Origin of the sequence: Luethyella okanaganae, from assembly GCF_042660285.1 — a bacterium.
Classification (GTDB): domain Bacteria; phylum Actinomycetota; class Actinomycetes; order Actinomycetales; family Microbacteriaceae; genus Luethyella; species Luethyella okanaganae.
Genome location: NZ_JBHSTP010000002.1, coordinates 332,282 through 354,991, shown reverse-complemented (window position 1 = coordinate 354,991; position 22,710 = coordinate 332,282). Strand labels below are relative to the sequence as shown.

General features: G+C 63.7%; 23 protein-coding genes and 2 tRNA genes. 10 read left to right on the top strand and 15 right to left on the bottom strand.

Annotated elements, in window-relative coordinates:
* Position 1: 1 nt before the first annotated feature.
* Complete coding sequence (locus ACFQB0_RS09345; RefSeq protein ID WP_386730542.1) at positions 2 to 868, bottom strand: class E sortase; 867 nt, start codon at positions 866 to 868, stop codon at positions 2 to 4.
* A 134-nt stretch (positions 869 to 1,002) separates the two neighbouring features.
* On the opposite strand from ACFQB0_RS09345, the gene ACFQB0_RS09340 reads away from it, so the two are divergent.
* A complete protein-coding gene (locus ACFQB0_RS09340; RefSeq protein WP_386730540.1) occupies positions 1,003 to 1,245 on the top strand; it encodes a cell division protein CrgA in 243 nt (80 codons plus the stop codon).
* 399 nt (positions 1,246 to 1,644) lie between these two features.
* Here the strand turns inward: ACFQB0_RS09340 and ACFQB0_RS09335 are convergent, their stop codons facing one another.
* Complete coding sequence (locus ACFQB0_RS09335; protein ID WP_386730537.1) at positions 1,645 to 2,484, bottom strand: rhomboid family intramembrane serine protease; 840 nt, start codon at positions 2,482 to 2,484, stop codon at positions 1,645 to 1,647.
* Positions 2,485 to 2,493: 9 nt separating this feature from the next.
* Entirely contained in the window at positions 2,494 to 3,033 is a 540-nt protein-coding gene (locus ACFQB0_RS09330; RefSeq protein ID WP_386730534.1) for a peptidylprolyl isomerase, read from the bottom strand.
* A 135-nt stretch (positions 3,034 to 3,168) separates the two neighbouring features.
* Between ACFQB0_RS09330 and ACFQB0_RS09325 the strand changes: the two genes are divergently transcribed.
* Complete coding sequence (locus tag ACFQB0_RS09325; RefSeq protein WP_386730532.1) at positions 3,169 to 3,687, top strand: hypothetical protein; 519 nt, start codon at positions 3,169 to 3,171, stop codon at positions 3,685 to 3,687.
* Positions 3,688 to 3,854: 167 nt separating this feature from the next.
* Here ACFQB0_RS09325 and ACFQB0_RS09320 read toward each other — a convergent pair whose 3' ends face one another.
* The 11 genes from ACFQB0_RS09320 to dnaA all read right to left on the bottom strand — a co-directional run bounded on the left by ACFQB0_RS09320 (position 3,855) and on the right by dnaA (position 15,737).
* Positions 3,855 to 4,298, bottom strand: coding sequence for an NUDIX hydrolase (locus tag ACFQB0_RS09320; RefSeq protein ID WP_386730529.1), 444 nt, complete (start codon positions 4,296 to 4,298; stop codon positions 3,855 to 3,857).
* A 142-nt stretch (positions 4,299 to 4,440) separates the two neighbouring features.
* A tRNA-Ala gene (locus ACFQB0_RS09315) sits at positions 4,441 to 4,513 on the bottom strand.
* Between the two features lie 79 nt (positions 4,514 to 4,592).
* Positions 4,593 to 4,666 (bottom strand) — tRNA-Ile (locus tag ACFQB0_RS09310).
* A 62-nt stretch (positions 4,667 to 4,728) separates the two neighbouring features.
* The gene (locus tag ACFQB0_RS09305) at positions 4,729 to 5,133 is read right to left on the bottom strand and encodes a DUF3566 domain-containing protein (protein WP_386730526.1); all 405 of its coding nucleotides are present in this window, start codon (positions 5,131 to 5,133) and stop codon (positions 4,729 to 4,731) included.
* Positions 5,126 to 7,705 (bottom strand): DNA gyrase subunit A, encoded by a 2,580-nt coding sequence (gene gyrA, locus ACFQB0_RS09300; RefSeq protein ID WP_386730523.1) that lies wholly within the window; start codon positions 7,703 to 7,705, stop codon positions 5,126 to 5,128. Before gyrA ends, ACFQB0_RS09305 begins: the two co-directional genes overlap by 8 nt.
* 119 nt (positions 7,706 to 7,824) lie before the next feature.
* A complete protein-coding gene (gene gyrB, locus ACFQB0_RS09295) occupies positions 7,825 to 9,804 on the bottom strand; it encodes a DNA topoisomerase (ATP-hydrolyzing) subunit B (protein ID WP_386730521.1) in 1,980 nt (659 codons plus the stop codon).
* Between the two features lie 121 nt (positions 9,805 to 9,925).
* Positions 9,926 to 10,285: a DUF721 domain-containing protein gene (locus tag ACFQB0_RS09290; RefSeq protein ID WP_386730518.1), complete on the bottom strand. Its 360-nt coding sequence runs from the start codon at positions 10,283 to 10,285 to the stop codon at positions 9,926 to 9,928.
* A gap of 160 nt (positions 10,286 to 10,445) precedes the next feature.
* Entirely contained in the window at positions 10,446 to 11,759 is a 1,314-nt protein-coding gene (recF, locus tag ACFQB0_RS09285; protein WP_386730516.1) for a DNA replication/repair protein RecF, read from the bottom strand.
* A complete protein-coding gene (gnd, locus tag ACFQB0_RS09280; protein WP_386730513.1) occupies positions 11,756 to 12,643 on the bottom strand; it encodes a phosphogluconate dehydrogenase (NAD(+)-dependent, decarboxylating) in 888 nt (295 codons plus the stop codon). Before gnd ends, recF begins: the two co-directional genes overlap by 4 nt.
* A gap of 31 nt (positions 12,644 to 12,674) precedes the next feature.
* The gene (gene dnaN / locus ACFQB0_RS09275; protein WP_386730511.1) at positions 12,675 to 13,823 is read right to left on the bottom strand and encodes a DNA polymerase III subunit beta; all 1,149 of its coding nucleotides are present in this window, start codon (positions 13,821 to 13,823) and stop codon (positions 12,675 to 12,677) included.
* A gap of 495 nt (positions 13,824 to 14,318) precedes the next feature.
* Positions 14,319 to 15,737: a chromosomal replication initiator protein DnaA gene (dnaA, locus tag ACFQB0_RS09270; protein ID WP_386730508.1), complete on the bottom strand. Its 1,419-nt coding sequence runs from the start codon at positions 15,735 to 15,737 to the stop codon at positions 14,319 to 14,321.
* A gap of 398 nt (positions 15,738 to 16,135) precedes the next feature.
* Here dnaA and rpmH point away from each other — a divergent pair, with 398 nt between their 5' ends.
* The 8 genes from rpmH to ACFQB0_RS09230 all read left to right on the top strand — a co-directional run bounded on the left by rpmH (position 16,136) and on the right by ACFQB0_RS09230 (position 21,565).
* On the top strand, positions 16,136 to 16,273 hold the full coding sequence (gene rpmH / locus ACFQB0_RS09265) for a 50S ribosomal protein L34 (RefSeq protein ID WP_096382907.1): 138 nt from the start codon (positions 16,136 to 16,138) through the stop codon (positions 16,271 to 16,273).
* 8 nt (positions 16,274 to 16,281) lie between these two features.
* Positions 16,282 to 16,626: a ribonuclease P protein component gene (rnpA, locus tag ACFQB0_RS09260; RefSeq protein ID WP_386730504.1), complete on the top strand. Its 345-nt coding sequence runs from the start codon at positions 16,282 to 16,284 to the stop codon at positions 16,624 to 16,626.
* A complete protein-coding gene (gene yidD / locus ACFQB0_RS09255) occupies positions 16,619 to 16,930 on the top strand; it encodes a membrane protein insertion efficiency factor YidD (RefSeq protein WP_386730502.1) in 312 nt (103 codons plus the stop codon). Before rnpA ends, yidD begins: the two co-directional genes overlap by 8 nt.
* A gap of 8 nt (positions 16,931 to 16,938) precedes the next feature.
* Positions 16,939 to 17,910 (top strand): membrane protein insertase YidC, encoded by a 972-nt coding sequence (gene yidC, locus ACFQB0_RS09250; RefSeq protein ID WP_386730501.1) that lies wholly within the window; start codon positions 16,939 to 16,941, stop codon positions 17,908 to 17,910.
* Between the two features lie 8 nt (positions 17,911 to 17,918).
* A complete protein-coding gene (locus ACFQB0_RS09245) occupies positions 17,919 to 18,470 on the top strand; it encodes a Jag family protein (protein WP_386730498.1) in 552 nt (183 codons plus the stop codon).
* A 14-nt stretch (positions 18,471 to 18,484) separates the two neighbouring features.
* Entirely contained in the window at positions 18,485 to 19,114 is a 630-nt protein-coding gene (gene rsmG, locus ACFQB0_RS09240) for a 16S rRNA (guanine(527)-N(7))-methyltransferase RsmG (protein ID WP_386730496.1), read from the top strand.
* A 607-nt stretch (positions 19,115 to 19,721) separates the two neighbouring features.
* Positions 19,722 to 20,615: a ParA family protein gene (locus ACFQB0_RS09235; protein ID WP_386731526.1), complete on the top strand. Its 894-nt coding sequence runs from the start codon at positions 19,722 to 19,724 to the stop codon at positions 20,613 to 20,615.
* Entirely contained in the window at positions 20,615 to 21,565 is a 951-nt protein-coding gene (locus ACFQB0_RS09230; RefSeq protein ID WP_386730493.1) for a ParB/RepB/Spo0J family partition protein, read from the top strand. Before ACFQB0_RS09235 ends, ACFQB0_RS09230 begins: the two co-directional genes overlap by 1 nt.
* A 186-nt stretch (positions 21,566 to 21,751) precedes the next feature.
* On the opposite strand, the gene ACFQB0_RS09225 is transcribed toward ACFQB0_RS09230, so the two are convergent.
* Complete coding sequence (locus ACFQB0_RS09225) at positions 21,752 to 22,702, bottom strand: D-alanine--D-alanine ligase family protein (RefSeq protein ID WP_386730491.1); 951 nt, start codon at positions 22,700 to 22,702, stop codon at positions 21,752 to 21,754.
* Positions 22,703 to 22,710: the final 8 nt, after the last annotated feature.

The window sequence follows — 22,710 nt, the reverse complement described above, 5'->3', positions numbered from 1 at the left end:
GTCAGCCTCCCTTGGCCTGCGCGGCAACCTGCTGCGCGATCTCTGCCGGCGGACCCGCGGACAACGGCTGCCAGCTCTCGAACACACCGTAGGCGATGATGCGCTCGGCGGTCGAGTAGAACGGGTTGCACGTCGTCAGAGTGATGAGACGATCGGTCGGCGCCACATTCGGTCGGCCGGGAACGGGCGCGAGCACCTCGACGGCCGTCGGCTGCACATACTCGAGGTCGCGGAAACGGTAGGTGTAGTAGCCGTCTGGCGTCTGCACATAGATCGCGTCGCCGAGTTGCAGCTCGTTGATGAGGTGCATCCCGCCGCCGTAGGCACTGCGATGCGCGGCCAGAGCGAAGTTGCCGACCTCTCCGGGCATCTGGGTGCTCGGATAGCGACCGACGCCGAGGCGAGTGCTGTTGAGCACATTGAGTCCGACGCCCTCGGCGATGTTGCGCTGATAGTCGGGACCGTAGCGAGGGACATAAAGCACGCCGAAGATCTCGGCGTCGCCTGGAACCCGCCCGATCACCGGGGGACCGTAGTCGATGGGCGCAGCCGGATCAGGGCTCGGATCGGCTGTGGCCCGCGCCTGCTCTATCCAGGTCTGACTCTGCGTCGCCGCCGCGTCAGCCTGCTGACCAGCCATGATCCAGTCGTTCCACCAGAGCTTCCAACCGAGGAAGAGGAGGACGAGCACGCCGCCCGTGATGAGCAGCTCGCCGAGCACGCCGACGAGGCTCACGCGACGGCGGGCTCTGGGCGGCCTCCGCGCGGAACGCCGCCCTCCGCCGTGCCGCACGGATGCGGCATCCGGACGGCCGGTGCCCTCGGGATCGCGGCGCGCCGGGATCGGGCCCTCGGTCGTGCCAGTCATGCGCCAATTCTATCTGTGAGCCGGCTGCGGCCCGCTGTGAGTACACCGTGCGGACGCCCCGAGTCCGGATCATGTCGGCAGTCACATGCGCTCCGAGACAGGAGCGCCCAGCCGGGCAGGATAGAATCTCACGCATGGCACGCACGAAATCCAGCAAGCCCACACGCGCAGACGCCCCCCGCTCCAGCGAGGACGCCCCGAACCCCGTTTGGTTCAAGCCTGTCATGTTCGGCTTCATGCTGCTCGGGCTGGTGTGGATCATCGTCTTCTATGTAAGCCAGGGTCGTTTCCCGGTGCCGGCTCTCGGCTCGTGGAATATCCTCGTCGGTTTCGGCATCGCCTTCATCGGCTTCCTCATGACCACCCGCTGGCGCTGACGACGCCACACGCCACGACCGCCGCCATCCTCCGATGACGGCGGTTCTTGCGTCCTGCCCTGGTCCTCACAAGTGCCGACAATTACACCACTGTAACTATCCCCACTGTTAATAAGCCTGTGGATAACTTTTGGAGACGCTCATTTCGAGTGGAGCTTCGCTGCGCTCGGCCGGCGAAAGGCAGCGCGAACGACCGACCGCCCTGGTGAGCGAGAACGAGCGGTCAGGGTCGGCCCCCGACGCCAGATCCATCGGCGTGCCCGGCTGCTCCGACGCGAAACCGAGGCGCCGCGGGCTCATGGCTCAGGCGAGACCGGGCCTCCAGCCGCTCCGGGCACACGTCACGTGATCGCGCCCCAGCGCGATGCCTTGGCGAAAGCCGCGCTCGACAACGCTCGCTCAGAGCACGAAGTAGCGCAGACTCAGCAGCACGAGCACGAGCGTGAGTGCGCAGAGCAGCACGATCTGCAGCGGCTTCTGACTGTGCTTGCGAGTCTCCACGAAGATCAACCCGACGAGCGCCCCGCCCACAAGGCCGCCGAGATGGGCCTGCCACGCGATGTTGAGATTCGGGATGAAACCGATGACGAGGTTGATGCCGAGCAGGACCAGCAGCTGCGTCATGTCGCCGCCGAGACGGCGTTGGATCACCATGAACGCACCCATGAGCCCGAAGATCGCACCTGAGGCTCCGACGACCGTGATGCTCGGATCGCCCAGCAGCAGCACGCCGACCGAGCCCGCGAGCCCGCTGATCAGGTAGAGGACGAGGAACCGGATCTTGCCGAGAAGCCCCTCGAGCAACTGCCCGAAGATCCACAGCGTATACATGTTGAGCAGAACATGGAAGATGAAGCCAGTCGAATGCACGAGCACGACCGTGAACATCCGCCACGGCTCGAACCTTGCCGGCATCGAGAACGCGCCGGCATAGTAGAGCAGCTGGGTGATCCCGAGACCCGGGATCAGTTGCAGCACGAAAACGAAGAGTGTCACCGCAATGATGCCGTAGGTCACGGTGGGAACGCCCTGCGCAGTGAACCGGGTGAGCGCGGCCGGCTTCGTGCGCGGTGCCGTCGCACGCTGCTCGCGCATGCACTCCGGGCAGATCACCCCGACGGGGGCCTGGGTCTGGCATTCGGGGCAGATGGTGCGACCGCAGCGCTGACACAGCACGAAGCTCTGCCGATTCGGATGCCGGTAGCAGTAGTTGCTCGCGGAATCCGATGGCGAGCTCACCGGGGTGGCCTAGGCCTGCTCGATGGTGATGCTCTCGATCACGATGTCGTCGAGAGGACGGTCGCGCCCGTCGGTCGGAACCGCGGCGAGCTTCTCGACGACGGCCTGCGACTCCGCGTCCTCGACAGCTCCGAAGATGGTGTGCTTGCCCTGCAGCCAGGTGGTCGGGGCGACCGTGATGAAGAACTGCGACCCATTGGTGCCCTTGCCGAACTGGACTCCCGCGTTCGCCATGGCCAGCATGTAGGGAGCCGTGAAATCGAGCTCCGGGTTGATCTCGTCGTCGAACTGATAGCCGGGCCCGCCGACACCCTGACCGAGCGGATCGCCGCCCTGGATCATGAAGCCGGGGATGATGCGGTGAAAGACGACACCGTTGTAGAGGGGTTCCGTGCTCTTCTCACCGGTCGCGGGATGCGTCCACTCCTGCTCGCCGGTCGCGAGGCCGACGAAGTTCCTGACCGTCTTTGGCGCGTGGTTTCCGAACAGATTGACTTTGATCGGCCCATAGGTCGTGTTGAGTGTTGCGACAGCGGTGTGCTTGGACATGATGACAATTCTTACACAGGCGATCTCACGCATCCGGCGTGTTCGCCGGGAACGAACTCGGAACTCCCACCTCGCACCCAGCCGATTCGATGGCAAGATGGTGTGTGTTCGCCAGAGACATGATGGAGGGTCATAATGAGCCTGTCACGCAAACGTCGCAAGGAACTCAACCGACTGCGCAGCAATGCCGAGGAACTGTGGGGGCACCAGCAGGCTGTACTCGATCGCGCCAACGATGTCGCCCGCGAGGCCGGCCGGCAGGTCGGATACCTCACCCGTGAGGAGGTCGCCCCACGCGTGCGCGAGGGCTACCAGCACTATATGCGTCCCGGCGTCGACGCCACCCGCGACTTGGCGCGCGGTGCCGGTGCAACCATCGAGCGCACCGTCATTCCCGCCGTCGGCAACGCCCTCGGCGCGGTGCTCTCTGTCGGGGATGTTGCGAAGGATGCCCGAGTGCGCGCGGCGCTCAACCGGATCGCCCCGCGAGCCGTCGCGGTCGAGAAGAAGAAAGGCCCAGGCTTCGGAACCTACGTCGCTATCGCGGCGGGGGTGATCGCGGCCGCCGGGGTGGCCTACGCGGTCTGGCAGACCTTCCGCGCCGACGACGAGCTCTGGGTCGCCGACGACGAACCGACCTCCCCGGACGAGTAGCCTTCCGTCTCCATTCTCGCCCCCCGCCCCTGAGTGCGGACCCCTGTGTTCGGGGTGCCGCAGGAGCGACCGGTGATCGTCGTCATGACGGTGATCGGCGCCGAGGTCTGGTCGCTCGTTCCTGGATCCCGTGAGTTGCGGAGTCGCGGCTACTGAGCACCCCGGATTCAGCGGGACGGGATGCCGTCAGCCGGTTCCGCCCTGTCGAGGGCGAGTCCGACCCGCACGAGATCGACGGTCTTCAGCTCCGCGACATCCGCAAGGTCCACCCATCGTGCCTCGTCGCTGCTGCCGCCCACCTCGTGAGTGAGCTCGCCCGAGACGACGCTCGCACGATACACAACGCGCAGCGCGTGGAGCGGGCGGGTGTCTCCTGCAAGACGACGGCGCGCTGTGACGACATGTGAGTCGATGCCGAGCAGCCGATCGATGGATGCCAGATAGCCGGTCTCCTCGAAGATCTCGCGGACCGCCGTCTCGGCCGGGTGTTCGCCGTCCTCAATGCCGCCGCCGGGCAGAGTCCAGCCGTTGCGGCCGTTCTCGTTCCAGTGTGAGAGCAGGATCTGACCTTCGCGAATGATGACCCCGTAGGCAGCAACTCTGATGTCCATGCAGATACCTTACTTCGCGTGGGTCCTGCTCGACTGCCGAGCTGGACCGTCGCCGGGTGTGCCCGTTTCCGACGAGTGTGCCCGGTACGCCGGGCACACTCGTCGGAAACGGGCACACCCGCGAACGGGGGAAGAAAAACTGTGGAGCCTAGGAGATTCGAACTCCTGACATCCTGCTTGCAAAGCAGGCGCTCTACCAACTGAGCTAAGGCCCCATGGAAGGAACGACCACAGGAATCCTGCGAGTCCTCGCCGAGGAGGACGGGCCCGAGAAACCCCGAGTGACCACTTCCGTGGGGCTACCAGGACTTGAACCTGGGACCTCTTCGTTATCAGCGAAGCGCTCTAACCGCCTGAGCTATAGCCCCGAATGGGCAGATAGAAGACTACCTGACCCGACTGGATTCTTGAAATCGAGCCGATGCCGCGCTCAGTGGTTGGTGAAGCCGACGAGCAGCCCGCCGGTCACCTTCACGCTCAGGTTGTAGAGCACAGCGATGATCGCTCCGAGGGCGGTGACGACGACCGTGTTGAGCAGTGCGACGACGACGGCGAAGCCCATGACCTGCCCCATCGAGAGGATGCTCTTGAGATCGCTGGTGCCGCCGGCGATATCCTTGAACAGGTCGTTCGCCTTGTCAAAGATACCCGTGGAGTTAAGCACGCTGTAGATGAGGAACGTTCCGACGATCGTGACGACCGCCAAGCAGACCGCCACCAGGAACGACAGCTTCACCGCCGACCAGAAGTCGATGTAGACCAGCTTGAGACGGACTTGCTTTGTGGAGGTGCGTCGTGTGGACTTCTTGGCCAGCTTCTCGGCGACACTACTCATTGACGATTTCTTCCTTCCCCGGTTCGCCCTCCGGCTGTCCCGGCTCTTCGTCCTGGGCCTCCAGATTGCGTTCGGTGTTCTTCGCTATTGCAATGATCCTGTCTTCATCGGCGAACTTCGCGAAGACCACGCCCATCGTGTCCCGACCCTTGGCCGGAACTTCAGCGACGTCAGAGCGTACCACCTTGCCGCTGGCAAGGACCACAAGGACTTCGTCCTGCTCGTCGACGATGAGCGCGCCGACGAGATCGCCGCGGTCTTCGCTGAGCTTGGCCACCTTGATGCCCAGCCCGCCACGGTTCTGTAGACGGTACTGCAGGGCGGCAGTGCGCTTGGCATAGCCTCCCTCGGTGACCACGAAGACATAGCCCTCATCCGAGACGACGGATGCGTCGAGTAGATGGTCCGCTCCACGGAAGTGCATGCCTATCACGCCGGAGGTGCTTCTGCCCATCGGGCGCAGCGCCTCGTCCGTTGCTGTGAATCTGATGGACATTCCCTTGCGCGACACGAGGAGCACGTCGTCCTCCTCGTTGACAAGCATCGCCGAGACCAGTTCGTCGCCATCGCGGAGCTTGATCGCGATGATGCCACGGGAGCGGTTGGTGTTGTACTCCGAGAGCGCCGTCTTCTTCACGAGGCCGTCGCGAGTCGCGAGGGTCAGGTAGGTGGCGACCTCGTAGTCGCGGATGTCGAGAATCTGCGTGATCTCCTCATCCGGCTGCATCTCGAGCAGGTTCGCGACGTGCTGGCCCTTCGCGTCGCGCCCGGCCTCCTGGATCTCGTAAGCCTTGGCCCGGTAGACCCTGCCGGTGTTCGTGAAGAACAGCAGCCAGTGATGCGTCGTCGTGACGAAGAAGTGCTCGACCACGTCGTCCGCACGCAATTGTGCGCCCTTGACCCCCATACCTCCACGGTGCTGGCTGCGGTAGTTGTCGCTGCGCGTGCGTTTGATGTAGCCGCCGCGCGTGACGGTGACGACCATCTCCTCTTCGGGGATCAGATCCTCAACGCTCATATCGCCATCGAAGCCGAACATGATCTCGGTCCGGCGGTCGTCGCCGAACTTGTCGATGATCTCGGCGAGTTCCTCGCGGATGATGGTGCGCTGACGCTCTTGGCTGGCGAGGATCGCGTTGTACTCGGCGATCTCGAGCTCGAGCTCGTTGAGGCGATCGATGATCTTCTGACGTTCGAGCGCGGCGAGACGGCGCAGCTGCATGGCGAGGATCGCGTCGGCCTGCAGCTGGTCGATGTCGAGGAGCTCGATGAGCCCCTCGCGCGCCTCATCGACGGTCGGCGAACGGCGGATGAGGGCGATGACCGCATCGAGCGCATCGAGCGCCTTGACATAGCCGCGCTGGATGTGGGCGTCTGCCTCGGCCTTCGTGAGACGGTACTGTGTGCGACGCACGATGACCTCGACCTGGTGCACGACCCAGGCGTGGATGAATCCGTCGATCGACAAGGTTCGGGGAATGCCGTCGACGATCGCGAGCATGTTCGCGCCGAAGTTCTCTTGCAGCTGGGTGTGCTTGTAGAGGTTGTTGAGCACGACCTTCGCCACCGCGTCACGCTTGAGCACGATCACGAGACGCTGGCCCGTTCGGCCCGAGGTCTCGTCTCGGATGTCGGCGATACCGGCGACCTTGCCGTCCTTGACGAGGTCGGCGATCTTGATCGCGAGGTTGTCGGGGTTCACCTGGTACGGCAGCTCGGTGACGACGAGACAGGTGCGGCCCTGGATCTCCTCGACGTTGACGACGGCGCGCATCGTGATGGAGCCGCGGCCCGTGCGGTAGGCATCCTGGATGCCCTTGACACCGAGGATCTGCGCTCCGGTCGGGAAGTCCGGCCCCTTGATCCGCTGCAGAAGTGCCTCCTGCAGTTCCTCGCGACTGGCCTCCGGGTTCTCGAGGTACCACTGGGCGCCAGAGGCGACCTCACGCAGATTGTGCGGCGGGATATTGGTCGCCATCCCGACCGCGATGCCGACGGAGCCGTTGACGAGCAGATTCGGGAACCGCGACGGCAACACCGCAGGCTCCTGGGTGCGGCCGTCGTAGTTGTCCTGGAAGTCGACCGTGTCCTCGTCGATGTCGCGCACCATCTCGAGTGCGAGCGGAGCCATCTTCGTCTCGGTGTATCGAGGGGCCGCCGCCCCGTCATTGCCGGGGGATCCGAAGTTGCCCTGTCCGAGCGCGAGCGGGTAGCGCAGGCTCCACGGCTGCACGAGTCGCACGAGCGCGTCATAGATGGAGGAGTCGCCGTGCGGGTGGAATTGCCCCATGACGTCGCCGACGACACGTGAGCACTTCGAGAATGCCTTGTCGGGGCGATAACCGCCGTCGAACATCGCGTAGATCACACGACGGTGCACGGGTTTGAGACCGTCGCGAACATCGGGCAGGGCGCGGCCGACGATGACACTCATGGCGTAGTCGAGGTAGGAGCGCTGCATCTCGAGCTGCAGGTCGACCTGGTCGATCTTGCCGTGCGCCTTGAAGTCCGCGGCGGCCTGGCGCTCGTCCGCCGTCAGATTCTCGCTTGTGGTGTTCTCTTCGTCTGCCATCTGTCTTCTCGTTCGTCAATTTGTGTGATCGGGGTCCCGTTCGCCGCCCGGGCTTGCCGAAACCGGGCATGGTTCGCGTGATTTCGGCAAGCCCGATCAACGGGATCTGCTCAGTCGGGTTAGATGTCGAGGAAGCGCACGTCCTTCGCGTTCTTCTGGATGAAGCTGCGGCGGCTCTCGACGTCTTCGCCCATGAGGGTGGAGAAGATCTCGTCCGCAGCCGCGGCGTCGTCGAGGGTCACCTGGAGAAGGGTGCGCGTCTCGGGATTCATCGTGGTCTCCCAGAGTTCCTGGTAGTCCATCTCTCCGAGACCCTTGTAGCGCTGGATGCCGTTCTCCCTCGGGATCCGCTTGCCTGCGGCTGCGCCATCCGCGAGCAGGGCGTCGCGTTCGCGGTCGGAGTACACATACTGATGGGCCGAGTTCGACCACTTGAGCCGGTACAGCGGAGGCTGCGCGAGGTAGACATAGCCGAACTCGATGAGTGGGCGCATGTAACGGAACAGCAGCGTGAGCAGCAACGTCGTGATGTGTTGGCCGTCGACGTCGGCATCAGCCATCAGGACGATCTTGTGATACCGAGCCTTCCCGGTGTTGAAGTCCTCGCCGATACCGGCGCCGAACGCCGTGATCATGGCCTGCACCTCGTTGTTGGCGAGGGCACGATCGAGTCGCGCCTTCTCGACGTTGAGGATCTTGCCACGCAACGGCAGGATCGCCTGAGTCTCAGGATTGCGCCCCTGAACGGCGGAACCGCCGGCCGAGTCACCCTCCACGATGAAGATCTCAGAGATCGACGGGTCCTTGGACTGGCAGTCCTTGAGCTTGCCAGGCATGCCGCCAGACTCGAGCAGACCTTTGCGACGAGCGCCCTCGCGCGCTTTGCGGGCGGCGATGCGAGCGGTCGCAGCCTGCAGGGCCTTGCGGATGATGTCGCGGGCCTGGTTCGGGTTGCGATCGAACCAGTCGGCGAGCTGGCTGCCCGCGACTCGTTGCACGAAGGCCTTCGCCTCTGTGTTGCCGAGCTTGGTCTTGGTCTGGCCCTCGAACTGCGGCTCTGCGAGCTTGACCGAGATCACAGCGGTGAGGCCCTCGCGCACATCGTCGCCGGAGAGGTTGTCGTCTTTCTCCTTGAGGATGCCCTTCTCGCGCGCATACTTGTTGACCAGAGTCGTCAGGGCGGCGCGGAACCCCTCCTCGTGAGTTCCTCCCTCGTGCGTGTTGATCGTGTTCGCATAGGTGTGCACGCTCTCGTTGTAGAGATTGGTCCACTGCATGGCCACCTCGAGTGCGATCTTGCGCTCGGTGTCCTCGGACTCGAAGGAAATGATCTCGTCGTGCACGAGCTCGGCCCTCTTGCTGCGGTTGAGGTATTCGACGTAGTCGACGAGACCCTGTTCGTAGAGATAGGAGTCGCGCGGTTGCGTGCCGTCGTCGGTGAGCTCGCTCTCCCGCTCATCGGTGAGCGTGATACGCAGGCCCTTGTTGAGGAAGGTCATCTGCTGGAAGCGGGTGCGGAGCGTCTCGTAGTCGAAGTCGATGGTCTCGAACGTCTCGACGCTCGGCCAGAACGTGATCGTGGTGCCGGTCTCGTCCGAGGGCTCGTCCTTGGAGAGCGGGGCGTCAGGAACCCCGTTCTGGTAGCCCTGCCGCCAGACGTGGCCCTGCCTGCGAACCTCCACCTTCAGCCGGGAGGAGAGCGCATTGACGACGGACGAGCCGACGCCATGCAATCCACCAGACACCGCATACCCGCCGCCGCCGAACTTGCCGCCGGCGTGGAGCACGGTCAGCACGACCTCGACGGTCGAGCGCCCCTGCGCCTTGTTGACGTCGACGGGGATGCCACGGCCATTGTCGATGACGCGCACGGCGCCATCTGGCAGGATCGTGACATCGATGTTGTCGCAGTAGCCGGCGAGTGCCTCGTCGACCGAGTTGTCGACGATCTCGTAGACGAGGTGGTGGAGTCCGCGGGGACCGGTGGAGCCGATGTACATCCCCGGTCGTTTGCGCACAGCCTCAAGGCCCTCGAGAACCTGGATCGCGTCTGCGCCGTATTCGGGCGACTGCTCGGTCTTCTTCGGTTCCGCTGTCATATGAAATTAGGCTCCTGACCGTCGTTTGTGCGACTTCTCATCCTACCAAAGAGGGGTCAGCTGAACGGCACTTTCGGCTCTCTCACGGCCTGAACATGCGCGGTCGACCGAATTTGTCTCATCACCCGTAGGTATCGCGCGGACCACGCCCTGGAATTGATCTGGGACCCTTTTTCCAGGATGGGGCGTTCGGCCCTTCGAAACGAATCGACTGGATGCCGGCCTCGCGGTACTTCGCCGTGATCCGCGTCATGATCTCCACACGCATCAAACGGAGCTGAGTCGCCCAAGCCGTCGACTCGCACCGCACGGTGAGACGTCCATCCTCGATCGCCACCGGCGTCGAGTGCTTGGCGGTCTCCTCCCCCGCGATCTCTGACCAGGAGGTGAGGAGTTCCGATTGGGCGAGCGGTGAGTTCCAGCCGAGCTGAGCGGTGAGGGTGTCGATCGCGTCGCCGAGTCCCCTAGGGTCGCGTCCCACACCGTAAGGCTGACTTTCGCCACCGTCGTCGCGCACCTTCCTGCGACGAGGATGCCGAGCCGATGCGTCACCGAACACGCGTCGAACACGCAGATAGAAGCTGCTCGACTCGGAATCGGGATCGTCGCCCCTTCGGGACGTCGACGGAACCGGAGGCCGCTCAGACATCGACGATCACCCCAGCCTGAACCTGCACGGTGTTCTGGGCGAGAGCCTCTGGGACGTCTTCGAGCACAGCCGCAGTGATGAGCACTTGCTCGAACCCCGTCACCGCCTCGGCGAGACGGCGGCGCCTGGTCTGGTCCAACTCGGCGAAGACGTCGTCGAGAATGAGAACGGGGTCGCCGCTCGACGAGTCGCGCCGCAACAGCTCGGCCGACGCGAGCTTGAGAGCGAGGGCGAATGACCAGGACTCGCCATGGCTCGCATAGCCCTTCGCAGGCAGACCGTTGAGCATGAACACGAGGTCGTCGCGATGGGGCCCGACGAGGGTGATGCCCCGGTCGAGCTCTTTCCGACGCAGGCCGGCGATGGCGGAGCGGAAACTCGCGGCGATGCCGTCCGACGCAGCCCCTGCGGCGTGCGAGCCCTGTCCACGACCCGCTGAGCCCTCACCCTCCGCCATAGAACCGCCCGGCTGAGTGTCACCTATCGGATCCGTGGCATGCGCTTCTCCGGGCGAGCCTGCGCCTCCGCCAATTTCGACGTGCTGGACCGGTGGCGTTTGACCGACAGGCTCGAGCGATGCGGCAGCAGTGCCTTCCTCGGGGTCGGCGCCGAGAACGCTCAGTTGAGGCACGAGCTCGGGGTGATGGTCGCCGCCTGCGACCGCACGGTAGGCGACGCGCAGCGGCTCGGCCAGGGCGGCGGTCAGTCGCGCACGCGCGACGACGATCTCGGAACCCAGGGAGACAAGTCGCTCGTCCCAGATGTCGAGCGTCGTGAGCCGGCTCTCGCGCAGGCCGCTCGCCCTCGCCGACTTGAGCAAGGTGTTGCGCTGCTTGAGCACGCGCTCGTAGTCGGCGATCACTCCGGCGATCCGCGGTGCCCGTTGCACGAGCAACTGATCCAGAAAGCGCCGACGGCCGGCGGGGTCGCCGCGCACAAGCGCGAGGTCCTCCGGCGCGAACAGAATGGAATGGCAGTAGCGCGGAAGCTCGCGCGTCTTGATGACCGAGTGATTGACCTGGGCTCTGTTCGCCCCGCTCCGGTTGATCTGCACCTCGGTCAGGATGTCCCGCCCGTTGTATTCGAGTCGAGCGCGGATGATCGCGGCATCCCGGCCGGCCCGTATCAGAGCGTGGTCCGTGGACACCCGATGGGATCCCAGTGTGCTGAGAAAGCCAACCGCCTCGACGAGGTTGGTCTTGCCCTGGCCGTTGCGGCCGACGATGAGAGTCGCTCCGGCGGGAAAGGTCACCTCCGCTTCCGCATAGTTGCGGAAGTCGGTCAGCGAGAGGTGCTGGACTCTCACTCCGCCTTCTTGACGGCGTGACCGCCGAACTGGTTACGGAGTGCCGCGACGGCCTTCATCGCGGGGGAATCCTCTTGCCTTGACACGAAGCGGGCGAAGATCGACGCGCTGATCGTCGGCACGGGCACGGCGTTCGCGATGGCTTCCTCGACGGTCCACCGCCCCTCGCCGGAGTCGTCGACGTAGCCCTCGATGTCACTGAGGTCGGCATCCTCGTCGAGGGCGCGCACCAGGAGTTCGAGCAGCCAGGAGCGCACGACCGTTCCGCGCTGCCAGGCCTTGAACGTTCCTGGAACGTCCTTGATGAGGTCGTCTCTGGCCTCGAGCAGTTCGTAGCCCTCGGCATAGGCCTGCATGAGCGCGTACTCGATTCCGTTGTGCACCATCTTGGCGTAGTGGCCGGCGCCCACCTCCCCCACGTGCACGAAGCCCTCGTCACGCGGACCATCAGGTCGCAGCGCATCGAACACGGGCATGACCCGTTCGACCTGGGTGCTGCTGCCGCCCACCATCAGCCCGTAGCCGTTGTCCCTACCCCACACTCCACCAGAGACGCCGGCATCGACGTAGTCGATCCCCTTGGTAGCGAGCAGCTCGGCGTGCGTGAAGTCGTCGGTGAACCGGGAGTTGCCGCCGTCGATCACGAGGTCGCCGCTTTCGAGCAGATCGTGCAGTTCTGCTATGACGCCGGCTGTGACTGCTCCGGCTGGCACCATGACCCAGACGGTCCTGGGGGCGGGCAGAGCGGTCACGAGGTCTGCAAGGCTGGCGACATCCGTCACGGCGGGGTTGCGGTCGAAGCCGGTGACCGCGATGCCCTTCTGCCGCAGCCGGGCGCGCATGTTGTCGCCCATTCTGCCGAGACCGACCAGGCCGATGTGCATAAGAATCCTTCGTGTGTCCGGCGGGGCGTGCTCAGCGCAGCAGCAGGTTGGGCTGAAGCAGGTACTTGTAGCTGTCTGCCCCCGGCTGCTCCTTCGAGCTCTGACTCGTGACGAGCACGGGTCCCGGCTTGTTCGGATTCTCGGTCTTGGTGAAGGAGATACGCACGAACTCGGAGTGCACGGCACCGAGACCATCGAGCAGAAACTGCGGTTTGAGCGATACGACCGTCTCTGTTCCGGTGAGCACGGCGTCGATGGTCTCGGACGCCTGCGCCTGCTCCGAACCGATAGCCTCGAGGGTCAATCCGTCGACCGAGAAGGTGTAACGGAGGGCAGCCTCACGTTCCAGCACGAGGGCCACGCGGCGCGTCGCCTCGATGAGCTCCGCGGTGTTCATGACCGCGTAGTTGTCGACGGTCTCGGGGAACAAACGACGCACAGGGGGAAAGTTGCCCTTGATGAGCAGTGAGGTCACCGTCTTCTTGTCGGCCGTGAAGGCGATGAGCTCGCGATCGTCCTTGTTCGTGATCGCGACAGAGATGGTCCCACTGTGTCCGAAGGTCTTGCCGACCTCCTGCAGTGTGCGCGCCGGCACGAGGGCGGTGATGGGATCCGTCGAGACGTTGCTGCCGTTGTCCCAATCGATCTCGCGGACGGCGACACGGTAGCGGTCGGTCGCGACGAGGCCGAGGCTGTTCTCGGTGACCTCGAGCTGGACGCCCGTGATGACGGGGGTGACATCGTCGCGAGACGCGGCGACGGCGACCTGTGCGACAGCGGCCGAGAACTCCTCAGCGGGTACGAGCCCGGACTCCGAGTTGATCTGCGGGATGCTCGGGTACTCTTCGACGGGCATCGACAGCAGTGTGAAGCTGGCGGATCCGCAACTGACGGAGATGCGGGAGTTCTCGGTGCTGAACCGCACCGGAGCGTTTGGAAGCCTACTGGCGATCTCGGCCAGGAGCCGTCCTGAGACGAGGACCGTTCCGGTCTCCTCGACGTCTGCTGCGATCTCGGTCTGCGCCGAGACCTCGTAGTCGAACGATGAGAGCACCAGGCCGGTCTCGGTCGCCTTGATCAGCACACCACTCAGGATCGGCAGGGTCGTGCGCTGCGGGAGGAGCTTGACGGCGAACGAAACCGCCTCGCTGAAGACATCCCGGTTGGCCTGAAACTTCACGAAGTCGCTCCTGTCGGTAGACGTAGAGGGTGGCATCCATGCTAGCCCCTGATTTTGCGTTGCGTTTTGCTGTGTTCCGAGCGATGAGATGAGCCCGGACCTCTCTCAGGGTTGTCGCGCGGAAAGAAGAGAAACATTAATGGTTAACGGTCTTAACCGATGTGGAAACTGTGGATAACTTTCATTCTCCGAGTCAGATGCTGGAAACTACACGCGTGTGAGTTGTTGGGTCCATGTGGGCTTTGGCAGTCGGTAGGCCCATCCACAGCCGCATGAAACAGGCTGACATTCACAGGTGACCCGAAATCCTCAACAGTGCCGCACCGGTTGCTCATTAACTTTCCACAGGTTATCCACAATGTGTGAGTAGTGGAATATCTCACTGAGGACACGTGGAACGTATGCCGGGAAGGGGCTGAGAAGAAAGGGACGCACCCGTGGCCAGTGAGCACGGGCGACGCCGACATCTCGACGGACTCTTCGACAGGGACTGGACTACTTGTAGCGGTGGTTCTGCTTGATGCGGTTGGTCAGCTCGGTGACCTGGTTGTAGATCGAGCGACGTTCCTTCATGAGCTCGCTGATCTTCTTGTTCGCGTACATCACCGTCGTGTGGTCCCGATTGCCGAACAGCTGGCCGATCTTGGGCAGCGAGAGATTGGTCAGCTCGCGGCAGAGGTACATCGCGATCTGCCGGGCCGTGGCGACGGCTTGCGAGCGGGACGAGCCGTAGAGGTCGTCGACGGTGAGCTTGAAGTACTCGGCCGTGTTCGTGATGATGTCGACGGGCGCGATGACATTGTCCTCGTCGAGAGTGATGAGATCCTTCAGCACGGTCTGGACGAGACTCATGTCGACCGGCGTGCGGTTGAGGCTCGCGAAGGCGGTGACGCGGATGAGCGTGCCTTCGAGCTCACGGATGTTGGACGACACCTTCGACGCCATGAACTCGAGGATGTCGTCGGGAACCTGAAGCTTCTCGCTCTGCGCCTTCTTGCGCAGGATTGCGATTCGGGTTTCGAGATCCGGCGCTTGGACATCGGTGATGAGACCCCACTCGAAGCGGGAGCGCATGCGGTCCTCGAAACCGGTCAGGTGCTTCGGCGGCAGGTCGCTCGTGATGACCACCTGCTTGTTGTGGTCGTGCAGGGTGTTGAAGGTGTGAAAGAACGCCTCCTGTGTCTCGGCCTTGCCCTGCAAGAACTGGATGTCGTCGATCAACAGGATGTCGATGTTGCGATAGCGCGATTGGAACACCGAACCGCGGTTGTTCGCGATCGAGTTGATGAAGTCGTTCGTGAACTCCTCGGAACTCACGTAGCGCACCCGGATGCCAGGGTAGAGGCTCATCGCGTAGTGACCGATGGCATGCAGCAGGTGAGTCTTCCCTAGTCCCGACTCGCCGTAGACGAACAGGGGGTTGTAGGCCTTGGCCGGCGCCTCGGCCACCGCGACCGCCGCGGCGTGCGCGAATCGGTTGGACTGCCCGATGACGAAGTTGTCGAAGCTGTACTTCGGGTTGAGGCGGGTGTCGTTCGGTCGCTCTGGGGAGCTGTGCTCGAAGACGGACTGTGGGGCGGCGGGTGTCTCGACGACGTCGTGTTGATCGTCGATGGCCGCGTACCGGGGTGTTTCCTGCTGCTCGAGCTCAGGATTGACGACGACGTAGAAGTTCGTGATCGCGGGCGTGCCGAGACTGCCCATCGCCGAGAGCAGCGAGACGCGCATCCGCTGGTTGAGCATGCTCGCGGTGAAGTCGTTCGGAACCTCGAGGTAGAAGGTGCCAGCTGCGATGCCCTTGGGCTCGACCAGGTTGAGGAAGCCGTAGAGCATCGGCGTGATGCTCTCGTCGTTGTCGAGTTTGGTGAGCACATTACGCCAGGTGTGCTCGATAGGCTGTTCCCCATCCGCCATAGTTCCCCACAATCGTCATGATGCGCCGGCCGGACCACGGATGTGGTGGTCGCTCGCCGTTGAGCAGCCCGGACAGACAAAGTACTCACAAAGTTATCCACTGCCTGTGTGTAAGACAGGCAGGTCTTCAGGTTTCACATACTCGAAGCTGGGGATAACTCGGTCACTCACGGTAGCCAATCCGATGGTTTAGACCAAATTCACCCTAGTTTCCCCCGCGTGTCGGTGCCAGAGGAACATTAGAAATTGTGAAGAATAGCTCTTTCGACGGTATTTCGGTTTGACCAGAACCGGACGAGGCCGTAGCTTTAATCAGTTGACTTCAGTCCTAGGACTGCCCCATTCTTTCCCGGCCGTTCGATCTGGCCTGCGGAGATCCAAAACGTGGAGATCAGACTATGAGCAAGAGAACGTTCCAGCCGAACAACCGTCGTCGTGCCAAGGTGCATGGCTTCCGTCTGCGTATGCGCACCCGCGCCGGGCGCGCCATCCTCGCCGCCCGTCGCCGCAAGGGTCGCTCCGAACTCTCCGCCTGAGCACTCCGGTGCTCGCCAAAGCGAACCGCATCACGAGCGCCGGCGACTACAAGATCGTTGTGCGCAGAGGACGTCGATTCGTCGCTGCCAATACCGTGACATACGTGCGTGCGAACTCGGGAGGTTCCGATGCTCGCTTCGGCTTCATCGTCGCCAAGTCCGTCGGGGGCGCGACGCGACGCAATCGGGTGCGCCGACAACTCAAGGCAGCGAGTCACCTTCTGGTGGGGTCGACGAACGCCGGAACGGATGTCGTGATCCGTGCGCTTCCGGGATCATTCGAGGCTTCGTGGGATACCCTGCGAGCTGAAGTGATCCAGGCAGTGAGCAAAGGCAGTGCACGGAGTGAATAAGACGGTGACGACGGCGCTCCTGTTGCCGCGCAATGCGGCCGTTCTCACCTTGCGCGGCTATCGTGCCGTTATCTCTCCTCTCTATGGGGATGTCTGCCGGTATTACCCGTCGTGCTCTGCGTACGCCTTGAAGGCGGTGCAGGAGCACGGGGTCGTCATCGGTTCGGCTCTCGCGGCCCGTAGGCTCTCGCGGTGTCATCCATGGGCCGAAGGAGGCATCGACGATGTTCCCCTCAAACAGGTTCGCAAGTACGGCGTGACGCCGTTCGGTTTTGTTGTAGCAGCTGGCCAAGGAAAGGGCTGACCCCGACGATGGACTTGATCTCTACGATTCTCTGGCCGCTGAAGTGGGTCGTCGAACTCCTTCTCGTCGGCTGGCACTGGTTGTTCTCCCAGCTCGGGCTAGACCCTGCGGCGGGGATCACCTGGGTGCTGTCGATCGTCGGACTCGTGCTTGTCGTGCGGGCCGCGCTCATCCCGGTTTTCGTGCGTCAGATCAAGAACCAGCGGCGCATGTTGGAGGTCGCTCCGCAACTCAAGAAGATCCAAGAGAAGTACAAGGGCAAGAAGGACCAGTTCTCCCGTGAGGCGATGTCGCGCGAGACGATGGAGCTCTACAAGAAGACAGGCACGAATCCGCTGAGCTCGTGTCTGCCCCTGCTGCTGCAGATGCCGATCTTCTTCGCGCTGTTCTCGGTGCTCAACGACGCCCAGAAGAGCAAGGCCGGTGTCGGCCCGCTGAACGCGACCCTCGCAGAGCAGTTCGGGGGCGCGTCGCTCTTCGGCATCGCTCCCCTGCATAGCTCCTTCGCGGGCGAGTGGGGCAAGATGACGGCGGGCGACCCCTACAGCGTCGCTGTCATGGTCATCGCGGCTGTCATGGTCGTGCTCATGACCGCTTCGCAGTTCATCACCCAGCTGCAGATTGTCTCCAAGAACATGTCTCCGGAGACCAAGGCGAGCCCGATGTTCCGCCAGCAGCGCATTCTGCTCTACCTGCTCCCCCTCGTCTTCGCCTTCTCGGGAGTGGCCTTCCCTCTCGGCGTCATGTTCTACTGGCTCACCTCCAACATCTGGACCATGGGGCAGCAGTTCCTCGTCATCCGCAACATGCCGACGCCGGGCAGCGAGGCCGCGAAGGCGCGCGAGGCCCGCCTCGCGCGCAAGGGCAAGCTCATCGCGACCGATGGCGACATCATCACGGTCGAGGAGCCGAAGAAGACCCAGCGGCAGCAGCCGATCAGCAAGAACCGGGCCAAAAAGCAGTCCGGTGACAAGAAGTAGGGCAGGCAATGACTGACGTTCACGAAGACCTCGTGCAGGAGAATCTCGATCAAGGAACCGTGGTTCAGGAGGATTCTGTGCCAGAGACCGGCTCTCCTACCGTCGAACAGCTCGAGAAGGAGGGCGATGTCGCCGCAGACTACATCGAGGAGTTTCTCGACATCTGCGATCTCGACGGCGACATCGACATCGATGCGCGCAATGGACGGGCTTACCTCTCGGTGAACGCGGGCGATGGCGCCAATATCTCCGTGCTGTCGAAGCCAGACACGGTGAACGCGTTGCAGGAGCTCACTCGCCTCGCCGTGCAGAACAGGACCGGTGAGTTCTCCCGGCTGATCCTGGACATCGGCGGTTCGCGCGAAGCCCGCGAAAGCGAGCTCGCTGCCCTCGTCGCGCACGCCGCCGAGCGTCTGCAGGCGGGTGCCGCCGAGGCGGCACTTCCTCCGATGTCCTCCTACGAGCGCAAGCTCGTGCACGACATTGTCGCCGCACAAGGGTTCGTGTCGGAATCGCGCGGCGAAGGTCGCGACCGCCACACCGTCATCACGCCCGCATAGTTTCACGTGAAACATTGACCGACGTGCTCGAGACAGAACCGGCTGCTGCCGAGTTCGTCTTCGGCGAGCACATCGAGAAGGTGCGGGCGTTCACCGCGAATCTCGCGGAACAGGGCGAGAGGCTCGGCCTGATCGGACCTCTGGAACTCCCCCGGTTGTGGACCCGTCACATCCTGAACTGCGGAGTCGTCGCGCCGCTGCTGCGTCCGGGCCGAGTCGGCGATGTCGGCAGCGGAGCAGGACTCCCCGGACTCGTGCTTGCAATCGCCCGCTCGGACGTCTCCTTCGTTTTGATCGAGCCCATGGAGCGTCGGGTCGCGTGGCTCGACGACCAGGTGGCTGTCCTGGGTCTCGATAACGTCGAGGTTCTGCGTGCCCGCGCGGAGGATACCAGTCTCAACGGAAGGCTCGACCAGGTGACCGCCCGCGCCGTCAGTGCTTTCCGCACTCTGATCCCTCTTACCGCTCCCCTGCTTCGCCCGGGAGGTGAGCTCGTGCTCATGAAGGGTGCGGGCGCGGCGAACGAGATCTCTGCGGCCGAGAAGGCTATCCGCAAGCATCGGCTCCGCGATGTGGAGGTCATTGTGCTCGGTGAGGGCCTCTTGCAGGAGGTCACCCGGGTCATCCGGGCTACAGTGGATTAGTCATCCGTCGACATCGCATCGTGGCACTATCCGCTCGGTGCCGTGCAACGGATGCTTCTCTGATCGAGTCTCCCGAGTGTGAACTGAACGGAAGTTGCTGTAGATGTCGAATGGCGCCGGGCGCGGGTGGTTTCAACGAAAGCAGCGCACCCCTGTGCGCGACGGCCATGACGGTCCGATCGGTGAAACGGGAGGAACCGAGGCTCCCTCTGAAGCGAGCGAGAACCGTGAGTCGCAGGATCACCACTCCGAAGCAGGAGGCGCAGAGTTCGCCACGACAGAGGAAAGGTTTCACGTGAAACAATCCGATCCGAAAGTCGATGGCCACGTCTCGGAGGTCATCGGTGAGACGGAGGCGATCGGCTCGTCGGGATTCGTGGCTCGCCGGAGCGATGTCGTCGGGGTCGCTTCCAGTGGAGCGGGAGAGCCCGCTGTCGTGGAAGCGTTTCACGTGAAACAATCCGGCCTCCCACACTCCGACTCTGTGATCGACTGGGACGCGGCTACGCACGCAGCGCTCTCTGCCGACGTACAGTCGACCGTGGGGCAGGCTGCTGAGAACGCCCATCAATCCGGAGGCGCCCGTCAAGAGCGGTCCAGTGAGCTCCTGGCATCCGAGACCACCCCCCTTGCCGAGGAGATCGCGAGTCTCACCCGGCGACGCCAGGCGGTCGCGGAGTCGCGACTGCCGCTCCCAGAGCGCACCCGCATCCTCACGATCTCGAATCAGAAAGGCGGCGTCGGCAAGACCACCACCACCGTCAACCTCGCAGCTGCCCTTGCGCGTTCCGGCGCCAAGGTGCTCGTGATCGATCTCGATCCGCAGGGGAACGCATCCACTGCATTGGGTGTCGAGCATCGTTCCGACACGAGGAGCGTCTACGACGTGATCATCGACGATCTGCCTCTCGCCGATGTCGTGCAGGAGAGTCCGGAGGAAGGCGCGCTCTACTGCGTGCCGGCGACGATCCATCTCGCCGGAGCCGAGATCGAACTCGTGTCCCTGGTTGCCCGTGAGCAACGGCTCCGTCGCGCGCTCGATCTTCATGTGAAGGAGATGGCGGAGCCCTACGACTACGTCTTCATCGACTGCCCGCCGTCGCTCGGCCTGCTCACGATCAATGCTTTCGTCGCGGCGGGCGAAGTGCTCATCCCTATCCAATGCGAGTACTACGCACTAGAGGGACTCAGCCAGCTGCTCAAGAACATCGAGCTGATCGAGAGGCACCTCAACCCGGAGCTTCGAGTGTCGACGATCCTGCTGACCATGCATGACTCGCGCACGAATCTCGCCAATCAGGTGGCTCAGGACGTGCGGGACCACTTTCCGGATCAGGTTCTCGAGACGATCATCCCCCGTTCCGTGCGCGTCTCGGAGGCGCCGAGCTACGGGCAGAGCGTCATCAGTTACGACATGAATTCCTCGGGATCCCTTTCCTACCAGGAGGCGGCGGCCGAGTTGGCACGGCGGGGTGCGCCCCGCAGCGGAGGAGGCAGCTAATGGCGAAGCGCACTGGTCTGGGACGCGGTATCGGCGCGCTCATCCCGACGAATGACGAGGGCAGACCGGCTCGACCGGTCGATGTCTTCTTTCCCGACGGTTCCGAGGTTCAGGACTCCGGATCGGACGGTCTCGTGGCGGTTCCCGGCGCCCGCCTCGCCCATCTCGATCCGAACGACATCGTTCCGAACGCGGTTCAGCCGCGTATCAACTTCGATGAGCAGGATCTCGCCGAACTCGTGCACAGCATCCGTGAGATCGGTGTGCTGCAGCCCATCGTCGTGCGCCCGCATCCCAGCCTTCCCGGCAAGTACGAGCTCGTCATGGGCGAGCGCCGCCTCCGAGCGACCAAGGAGGTCGGCCTCGACAGCATCCCGGCTGTCGTCAAGGACACCGCCGACGAAGACATGCTGCGGGATGCCCTGCTCGAGAACCTGCATCGCTCGCAACTCAACCCGCTCGAGGAGGCCTCGGCCTATCAACAGCTCCTGAGCGACTTCGGGATCACTCAGGAGGAGCTCGCGACGCGCATCGGCCGCTCTCGCCCGCAGATCACCAACACGATCCGTCTGCTCAAGCTGCCGTCGGCCGTGCAGGTGCGCGTCGCCGCCGGGGTGCTCACGGCGGGGCATGCCCGCGCGATCCTCTCGGTCGGCGACGCGGACGGCATGCAACGTCTCGCGGACAAGATCGTCAACGAAGATCTTTCGGTGCGAGCGGCCGAGGCTGCGGCGAACTCGACACCGCGTCTTTCGAAGCCGACAACGAGCGCAGGACGACGTCAGGGGCATCTCGATGAGATCGCCGAGCGTCTGGGTGATCGCCTCAATACGCGTGTGAAGATCGCGCTAGGGGCAAGAAAAGGCCAGATCACGGTGGATTTTGCGACGATTCAAGATCTCAATCGCATCCTCGGCGAGCTTGGTGAACCCGGTTACGGCAGCTTGTAAGAGGCGGCTCGTAAGAACCGCCTCGCCAGCCGCTCCCACCCGTAGCTGCGGTATCTGTGGCATCCTCGGTTCTTCCCGCATTATATGTTTCGTCTGCGTATGTTTCGTCTGCGCGATTTTCTGCGTTCCGCGCCACCCTAGACCGCCCGGAACGCAAGAAATGACGTAGAAGGAAGGTGGGTGGGATCAGGACCGGGCGGCCTCGGCGATCGCTGCGTAGACCGTCTTCGTTTCACGCCCGGATGCCTCGATCGCTTGCGGCAGCAAGGAGGTCTCGGTCAGACCCGGCAGGACATTGGCCTCGAGGAACCAGGCCGTCCCCGACTCGTCGACGATGAAGTCGATGCGTGAGAAGTGGCGCAACTTGAACAGTTCGTGCACGGCGACCGCGGTCTCGGCGACGTGAGCCGCGACATCAGGGGCTATCCGGGCCGGTGTGAAGAAGGTCGTCTCCCCCGCGTTGTAGCGCGCGTCGAAGCTGTAGATGCCGCCATCCGCCTGGATCTCCACCGCCGGGAGCGCGACAGCACCATCGCCTGCGTCGAGAACCGCCACGGCGAGCTCCGTGCCGACGATCCGACGTTCGATCAGTGCGACGTCGGAGTAGGTGTAGGCCTCGACCATGGCACGCGGCAGTGCCGAGCCGTCTTCGACGATCGTGACGCCCTGCGCCGAGCCGCCCACCGACGGCTTGACCACGAGCGAAGAACCGAGGTGCGCGAGAACCCGTTCGAGCACGTTGGCGGCACCGAGGTCGCGGAACGTCTCCTTGGCGAGTGTGATCGAGCCCGGCGTCGAGATCCCGGCGCGACGCGCGAGCGTCTTGGCGACGGGCTTCGACCACGCGAGCGCGGCGTCCTCCCCGCGCGCGCCGACGAACGGGATCCCCGTCGTCTCGAGCAGTGCCAGCAGGGCGCCATCCTCGCCGCTTGCCCCATGCAGAGCCGGCCAGATCACGTCAGGACGGCTCTCTGCGAGCTGCGCGAGCAGGTTCGCATCGGGATCGAGCACGGTGACCCGGTGCCCGGATGCGCCGAGCGCGTCGGCGACCCGACGTCCTGAACGCAGGGAGACGTCGCGCTCATGCGAGATTCCGCCGGCGAGCACGATGATGTCTAGAAACGATGATTCGCTCATGATCTGGG

What these genes read in the sequence shown, in the direction of transcription:
- ACFQB0_RS09345 (WP_386730542.1), bottom strand. Translation starts at nt 868, where the DNA reads ATGACTGGCACGACCGAGGGCCCGATCCCGGCGCGCCGCGATCCCGAG.
- ACFQB0_RS09340 (WP_386730540.1), top strand. Translation starts at nt 1,003, where the DNA reads ATGGCACGCACGAAATCCAGCAAGCCCACACGCGCAGACGCCCCCCGC.
- ACFQB0_RS09330 (WP_386730534.1), bottom strand. Translation starts at nt 3,033, where the DNA reads ATGTCCAAGCACACCGCTGTCGCAACACTCAACACGACCTATGGGCCG.
- ACFQB0_RS09325 (WP_386730532.1), top strand. Translation starts at nt 3,169, where the DNA reads ATGAGCCTGTCACGCAAACGTCGCAAGGAACTCAACCGACTGCGCAGC.
- ACFQB0_RS09320 (WP_386730529.1), bottom strand. Translation starts at nt 4,298, where the DNA reads ATGGACATCAGAGTTGCTGCCTACGGGGTCATCATTCGCGAAGGTCAG.
- ACFQB0_RS09305 (WP_386730526.1), bottom strand. Translation starts at nt 5,133, where the DNA reads ATGAGTAGTGTCGCCGAGAAGCTGGCCAAGAAGTCCACACGACGCACC.
- gyrA (WP_386730523.1), bottom strand. Translation starts at nt 7,705, where the DNA reads ATGGCAGACGAAGAGAACACCACAAGCGAGAATCTGACGGCGGACGAG.
- gyrB (WP_386730521.1), bottom strand. Translation starts at nt 9,804, where the DNA reads ATGACAGCGGAACCGAAGAAGACCGAGCAGTCGCCCGAATACGGCGCA.
- gnd (WP_386730513.1), bottom strand. Translation starts at nt 12,643, where the DNA reads ATGCACATCGGCCTGGTCGGTCTCGGCAGAATGGGCGACAACATGCGC.
- dnaA (WP_386730508.1), bottom strand. Translation starts at nt 15,737, where the DNA reads ATGGCGGATGGGGAACAGCCTATCGAGCACACCTGGCGTAATGTGCTC.
- rpmH (WP_096382907.1), top strand. Translation starts at nt 16,136, where the DNA reads ATGAGCAAGAGAACGTTCCAGCCGAACAACCGTCGTCGTGCCAAGGTG.
- yidC (WP_386730501.1), top strand. Translation starts at nt 16,939, where the DNA reads ATGGACTTGATCTCTACGATTCTCTGGCCGCTGAAGTGGGTCGTCGAA.
- ACFQB0_RS09245 (WP_386730498.1), top strand. Translation starts at nt 17,919, where the DNA reads ATGACTGACGTTCACGAAGACCTCGTGCAGGAGAATCTCGATCAAGGA.
- ACFQB0_RS09230 (WP_386730493.1), top strand. Translation starts at nt 20,615, where the DNA reads ATGGCGAAGCGCACTGGTCTGGGACGCGGTATCGGCGCGCTCATCCCG.
- ACFQB0_RS09225 (WP_386730491.1), bottom strand. Translation starts at nt 22,702, where the DNA reads ATGAGCGAATCATCGTTTCTAGACATCATCGTGCTCGCCGGCGGAATC.